Origin of the sequence: Vibrio sp. 10N.261.52.A1 (genome assembly GCF_002876325.1) — a bacterium.
In the GTDB taxonomy this organism is placed as follows: Bacteria; Pseudomonadota; Gammaproteobacteria; order Enterobacterales; family Vibrionaceae; genus Vibrio; species Vibrio chagasii.
This window is the reverse complement of record NZ_MCYD01000264.1, coordinates 1-610: the sequence shown is the minus strand read 5'-3', so window position 1 is coordinate 610 and position 610 is coordinate 1. Positions and strand designations below refer to the sequence as shown.

At 45.1% G+C, this 610-nt stretch carries 1 protein-coding gene; it reads right to left on the bottom strand.

The annotated features are described in order from the left end of the window. Positions 1 to 29: 29 nt before the first annotated feature. Positions 30 to 610 (bottom strand): thioredoxin domain-containing protein (locus BCT81_RS03405; protein ID WP_102423244.1); only part of this gene is annotated, 581 nt, incomplete at its 5' end.

The window sequence follows — 610 nt, the reverse complement described above, 5'->3', positions numbered from 1 at the left end:
GTTTATTAATTAGCTGACTAAAGCCGCGCTTATGGTTGAGTCAAAAGGTAGTTGATGGTTTTTGCGATACCAGCAACGTCTTGGTGACCAGCTGTCAGCACTTGGTATTTGCCGTTAACGATAAACGTTGGTACTGAGTTGATCTGACCTTTTACTGAAACTTCTTCTGCTTTCTTAACATAGTCGAAAAGTGTTACTTGCTGTTCTTTGTTCAACTGGTATGGGCTAACCAAACCGCGAGAAGTGAAAGCTATTTCTAGCGCTTGCTGGCGCTGCTCTGGTGTCGCGTCTGCGCCCATTTGAACCGCAGCGAAAAGGTCTTCCATGAAAGCGTGGTCTGGCGTTGCGTCTAGCTGCATTACTGCTGTGTAGTAGATCATTGCACTGATTTGAGCACTTTCATTGAATGTTACGTGCATCTTGCCAATGGTTTGGTCTGTAAGCGACTCAATCTCTGGAATTGCACTTTCCATTTGGCGACAGTGACCACAATTTAGAGAGAAGATTTCAGTGATCGGTGACAGGTTAAATTCTGTTAGAGCGGTAGGAAGCGCCTCGTATTGAACGCCTTTTTGTGGCTCGTCTGTTTCGCTACAACCAGCAATAACAA